Origin of the sequence: Streptomyces griseorubiginosus (assembly GCF_017614965.1) — a bacterium.
GTDB lineage: Bacteria > Actinomycetota > Actinomycetes > Streptomycetales > Streptomycetaceae > Streptomyces > Streptomyces griseorubiginosus_B.
In genome coordinates this window covers 1-5,055 of sequence record NZ_WVUG01000463.1, presented here as the reverse complement: position 1 = coordinate 5,055, position 5,055 = coordinate 1, and the positions used below count along the sequence as shown (strand labels likewise).

Annotated in this window: 5 protein-coding genes; 1 reads left to right on the top strand and 4 read right to left on the bottom strand. The window is 72.9% G+C overall.

What is annotated here, in order from left to right; all coding sequences use genetic code 11:
- A partial coding sequence (locus GRC12_RS41890) for a serine/threonine-protein kinase (protein WP_208785693.1) occupies nt 1-1,133 on the bottom strand: 1,133 nt, incomplete at its 3' end.
- A gap of 43 nt (nt 1,134-1,176) precedes the next feature.
- Nucleotides 1,177-2,499 (bottom strand): S1 family peptidase, encoded by a 1,323-nt coding sequence (locus GRC12_RS41885; RefSeq protein WP_208785692.1) that lies wholly within the window; start codon nt 2,497-2,499, stop codon nt 1,177-1,179.
- Between the two features lie 90 nt (nt 2,500-2,589).
- On the opposite strand from GRC12_RS41885, the gene GRC12_RS41880 reads away from it, so the two are divergent.
- Nucleotides 2,590-2,883: a trypco2 family protein gene (locus GRC12_RS41880; protein ID WP_208785691.1), complete on the top strand. Its 294-nt coding sequence runs from the start codon at nt 2,590-2,592 to the stop codon at nt 2,881-2,883.
- Between the two features lie 33 nt (nt 2,884-2,916).
- Here GRC12_RS41880 and msrB read toward each other — a convergent pair whose 3' ends face one another.
- Nucleotides 2,917-3,324 (bottom strand): peptide-methionine (R)-S-oxide reductase MsrB, encoded by a 408-nt coding sequence (msrB, locus tag GRC12_RS41875; RefSeq protein ID WP_133041551.1) that lies wholly within the window; start codon nt 3,322-3,324, stop codon nt 2,917-2,919.
- Nucleotides 3,325-3,337: 13 nt separating this feature from the next.
- Nucleotides 3,338-4,729 (bottom strand): UDP-N-acetylmuramate--L-alanine ligase, encoded by a 1,392-nt coding sequence (gene murC / locus GRC12_RS41870; protein WP_208785690.1) that lies wholly within the window; start codon nt 4,727-4,729, stop codon nt 3,338-3,340.
- Between the last annotated feature and the right edge of the window lie 326 nt (nt 4,730-5,055).

Sequence of the window (5,055 nt, the reverse complement as noted above, 5' to 3'; positions counted from 1 at the left end):
CTCTTGCCGCGCAGGGCGCGGATCTCCCTGAGGGCGCCGCGGAGTTGGCCCGCCATGTCCTGGGCGTCGGCGAAGCGCAGGTCCGGGTCGGTTCTGGTGGCGCGCTCCAGGACCCACCAGAAGGAGGCGGCGCCGAGGCCGGGCACCCGGTCCACGGCCCAGCGGGCGAGGTCGCGCAGGGTGGCGCCGACGGTGTGCAGGTCGTGGGCGACGGTCGGCAGGCCCGAGGCCTCGGTCTCGGGTGCCATGTAGCCGGGTGTGACATGGGCGGGCGGTTCGGTCTGGCCCTGTTCGCGCATGCCGCCGAGGTCGATGACCTTGACGCCGTCGCGGTGGTGCACGACGTTGGAGGGCTTCATGTCGCCGTACAGGAAGACCCGTTCGCCGCCGGTGTGCAGATGGCCGAGGGCCTCCAGGATCTGGCAGCCGTAGGCGGCGACGTGCTCGATGTCGAGGACGAACTGTCCGCGCCGGGTCTCCTCGACGACCTTCTCCAGGGTGCCGTCGCCGACGTCGTCCATGACGACGTAGCCGCCGGTGATCCGGTCGCCGTCCTCGCGCCGGGCGACGAAGTCACGGATCTGCACGATCCGGGGGTGGCGGATGGCGACGAGGTTGCGGCGTTCGACGTCGGCGAGCCGGGCGCCGTCCCGTTCGTAGCGGTTGAGCAGTCCCTTGACGGCGACGACGTCGCCGAGATGGGTGTCCTCGGCGAGGTAGACCCAGCCCTGGCCGCCGTGCGCGATGGGCCCGAGGATCCGGTACTGCTCGCGCAGCTTCTCGTCCTGGGCGAGTTCGGGCCGGTAGGAGTAGCGCTCGCCGCAGTTGGGGCAGTGGCCCTCCAGGGGCACCGGGCCCTCGGTGTAGGGCGGGGCGAAGGTGATGCCGCAGGAGGAGCAGCCCATGCGGATGCGCAGCGGTGCCTCGGGGTGGATCAGGCGCTCCTCGGCGGGGCGCGGCTCGCGTCGCGGGAGGGCGAGGAGTTCGCGGGGTCCGAGGTCACCGGGGTCCTTCGGCAGCGGGGGGAGCCCGGGGGCCTTCTCGTGGCGGCCGCACTCGGCGCAGTAGCCGGTGGGCAGGACGGAGCCGCCGCAGGGGGCTCCGGTGAAGTGCCGGTGCGGGCAGGTCGTCATCCTCGCGGCGCCCTCCTTCCCTCCCCGCGCCGGACGGGGCCCCTCATGCCCGGCCTCCGTGGTGGCGTAGGTCCTCGCGGAGGACGGCGATCAGCTCGCGCAGCCGGGCGAGTTGGCGGGACGGGTCGGTCAGCGTGTCGATCCGCAGGCGTTCCGTCCGGTGCCGGTCGGCGGTCTCGGTGGCGGTGGCGAGCGACTCCCGGTCGACGACACCGAACTGGACCGAGCGGCCGAACTCCACGCGCCGCAGCCGGGTGAGCAGCGCGTCGGCGTGGTCGAGCAGCGCGGGCCGCAGCAGGGTGTCGCGGGCGGCGGTCCAGCCGGTGCCGCCCTCGTGCCGGAAGACGAGCAGCAGCCGGAAGCCGCACTCCCGCAGCCGGGCGAGCAGGTCGATCAGGGGTCCCGGCTCGGGTTCCTCGTCCAGTCCGTCGACGAGGACCGTGGCGGGCCGGGTGAGAACGGGCGGCGGTGAGGGGCGGCGTCTGGTGCCCAGCAGCCAGTCCCAGTACGCGAGGTAGGCGCCGGTCGGGAAGCCGATGTGCTCCAGGGCGTGGTCGGCGAGGTCGGGCCGGCTGGAGACACCGCCGTGGTGGACGAGGTGGGCGCGGTGCAGCAGGTGCCGTAAGGAGCGGTCCTTGCCGCTGTCCGGCGGCACGACGGTGATCTTCACGGGGTCCTCGTCGGGATCCTCGAACCAGCGCGCCAACCGCTCCTCGAAGCCGTGGTCCCAGGCGTGCGGACTGCTCAGCTCCTTGACGAGCGGGGAGAGTTCGGCGATCCGCTCGACGGGGATCAGGTACGAGAAGGCGAGCCGGTTGTTCTCGGGCAGCAGTTCGTCCATGTCGCCGCGCCAGCTGACGACGAGGCCGACCACGCGCGTGGGGCGCCCCTCGTACGGCCGGGTGCACACGGCGGCGCCGCTGAAGCCGCGGCGCACCACCTCCGCCCTGGTGACGGCGTCGAGCTGCACCCGCTCACCGTGGACGCCGCTGATCCGGCCCCAGAGGGTCATGCCGTCGTCGAAGCCCTCCGCGTAGCCGGTCGCGAAGACCTCCGTGCCGCCGCCCGGCACGCCGTCCAGCGGGGCGGGCCGCGCCTGCGGGCGCGGGCTGTCCAGACGCAGCACGGCGACGTCCTCGCCGCCCTCGCCCTCCGGCAGCCAGCCGCCCGGCATCACCCGCGCGCCCACGCCCTCGAGCTCGCGGTTCTCGGCGAACTCCACCCACATGACCGCGTCCGGGTCGCCCACCACGTGGGCGCAGGTCAGCGCCGTGTGCTGATCGACGAGCACCCCGGCGCCGCGGACGGGACCGCGAGCGTCCCCGCGGCGCAGCCTGAGCCTCCAGTCCGCACGTAGCTCCCCCATACCGGTTCACCCTACGCGCGGGGCTGGTGCGTCCCTAGACTTGTGACGAGGTTGGATCGGCCAATCAACGGAAGTCGGCGGTGAGTTGGCATGGGGGAGACGGAACCGGTCGGTCTCGCGGAGGCCATCGGCACGGTCCGTGCGGAGCTGGCCCGGGCGCAGGCCGAGGGCGCTGCCAGCGACTGGCGGTTCAGTGTGGAGCAGGTGAGCCTGGAGTTCGCGGTGCAGTTCCACCGGGTCGGCGAGGGCGGCGCGGGACTGCGCCTCGGCGTGGTGGAGGCACGGCTCGGCGGCTCGGTGAGCCATGACTCCACGCACCGTATCCAGGTCGACCTCAAGCCCCTGCCCCGCGCCGACGGCCGGCACCACGAGGTGGGCCGGTAGACCGTATGGAGTGGCCGTCGGCGGGGTCCCGGCTCAAGCCTCGTCGGGTGTGAGCCGCAGCGAGATGCTGTTGATGCAGTACCGCTGGTCGGTCGGGGTCGGGTACCCCTCACCCTCGAACACGTGCCCGAGGTGCGACCCGCAGCGGGCGCACCGGACCTCGGTGCGCACCATCCCGTGCGAGCGGTCCTCGATCAGCTCCACCGCGTCGGTGTCCTTCGGGTCGTAGAAGGACGGCCAGCCGCAGTGGGACTCGAACTTGGTGGTGGAGGTGAACAGTTCGGCGCCGCAGGCGCGGCACGAGTAGACGCCCTTGGTCTTGGTGTCGGTGTACTCACCGGTGAAGGCCGGCTCCGTGGCGGCCTGCCGCAGGACCGCGTACTCGGCCGGCGTCAGCTCCGCACGCCACTGCTCGTCCGGCTTGTCGACGTCGTACGACATGAAGCTCAGCCCCTTAGTTCGCGAGACGGTCCAGGATGCGCGGGCCAAGGTCGGTGACGTCGCCCGCGCCCATGGTGAGAACGAGATCACCGGCCCTCGCCATTCCCGCGACCACGTCCGGCACGTCGTTCTTGTCGTGCACCGCCGTCACGTCGGCGCCCGCGGCCCGTGCGGCCTCGACGATCAGCTCGCTCGTCACGCCGGGGATCGGGTCCTCGCGGGCCGGGTAGATGTCGAGGACCACGGAGGCGTCCGCGAGCGCGAGCGACTGTCCCATCTCCTTGCCGAGCTCCTGCGTCCGGGAGAACAGGTGCGGCTGGAAGACGACCAGGATCCGGGCCTCGCCCGCCGCGGCGCGCATCGCCTCCAGGTCGGCCGTCATCTCCGTCGGGTGGTGGGCGTAGGAGTCGATCACCTGCACGCCGGCCGCCTCGCCCTTGAGCTGCAGCCGCCGCTTGACCCCGGTGTACGCGGCCAGGGCGGGCGCCAGCTCGGCGGCGGGGACACCCAGCGCGACGCCGGCGGCGAGGGCGGCGACGGCGTTGTGGGCGTAGTGCCTGCCGGGCACGGAGACGGTGAAGGTGAGTGGCGCGCCGTCCAGTTCGACGGTGACCTCGCTCTTCAGGCCCTGGGCGACGACGGAGAGAACCCGCACGTCGGCGTCCTCGGCCTCGCCGTATGTCACCGTCCGGACCGAACCGGCCAGCCGGCGGGTCAGCTCACGGGCGCCCTCGTGGTCGGCGGAGATCACCAGGGTGCCGCCGGGCACGATCTTCCCGGCGAAGATCTCGAAGGACTCGTAGATCTCGTCCATGGACGCGTAGTTGGCGTGGTGGTCGAGCTCCACGTTCAGCACGATCGCCACCTCGGGGGCGTACGTGTGGAAGCTGCGGTCCGATTCGTCCGCCTCCGCGACGAAGATCTCCCCCTCGCCGTGCAGGGCGTTGGAGCCGGGCGCGTCCAGGTCGCCGCCGATCGCGTACGAGGGGCCGAGGCCCAGCGCGGACAGGGAGACGGCCAGCATGGAGGTGGTGGTCGTCTTGCCGTGGGTCCCGGCCACGGCGATCGGCCGCAGGCCGTCCATGAGGGCGGCGAGGGCGTCGGAGCGGTGGACGACCGGGACGCCCAGCTCCGCGGCGCGGGCCAGCTCGGGGTTGTCCTTCCGGATCGCCGAGGAGACGACGACACAGCTGGCGTCGTCGGCGAGATGCTCCGCGGCATGTCCGATGTGCACCGTGACGCCCAGGGCCCGCAGCGCCTCGGCGGTCGCGGATTCCTTCGCGTCGCTGCCGGCCACCTTGGCTCCGCGCTGGGCGAGGATCTTCGCGATGCCCGACATCCCGGCACCGCCGATGCCGATGAAGTGCGGTCGGTCCATGGCGGGGGGAAGGGTGCCGGGTGCCATGCGTATGTCTCCCAAGATGCGGTGCGAGGGTCGGGCGTCCTTCTGCGGAACCCGCCCCAGCCTATGCCGTCCGGTGCCCTGCGCCTCTCAGCAGGCGTCCGGTCGACACGCGAGGAGGCGCGGGATCGCAGTGGCACGCGGTCGCGCCGCGAAGGAACGCGGGGCCGTCACCGGCATCCGGCCGCGCCGCGCGCGGGCGCGCCCCGCCCCGACGCAACCACGGCGCATCCACGCCCGGAAGACGCACGACGGCCGCCTCGTCGTCCACCCCGGCCGTCTACCCCCGTCCGCCCAGCCACGACCACCTGCCCCCGGTCCGGCCCGAC

What these genes read in the sequence shown, in the direction of transcription:
- msrB (WP_133041551.1), bottom strand. Translation starts at nt 3,324, where the DNA reads ATGTCGTACGACGTCGACAAGCCGGACGAGCAGTGGCGTGCGGAGCTG.
- GRC12_RS41880 (WP_208785691.1), top strand. Translation starts at nt 2,590, where the DNA reads ATGGGGGAGACGGAACCGGTCGGTCTCGCGGAGGCCATCGGCACGGTC.
- murC (WP_208785690.1), bottom strand. Translation starts at nt 4,729, where the DNA reads ATGGCACCCGGCACCCTTCCCCCCGCCATGGACCGACCGCACTTCATC.
- GRC12_RS41885 (WP_208785692.1), bottom strand. Translation starts at nt 2,499, where the DNA reads ATGGGGGAGCTACGTGCGGACTGGAGGCTCAGGCTGCGCCGCGGGGAC.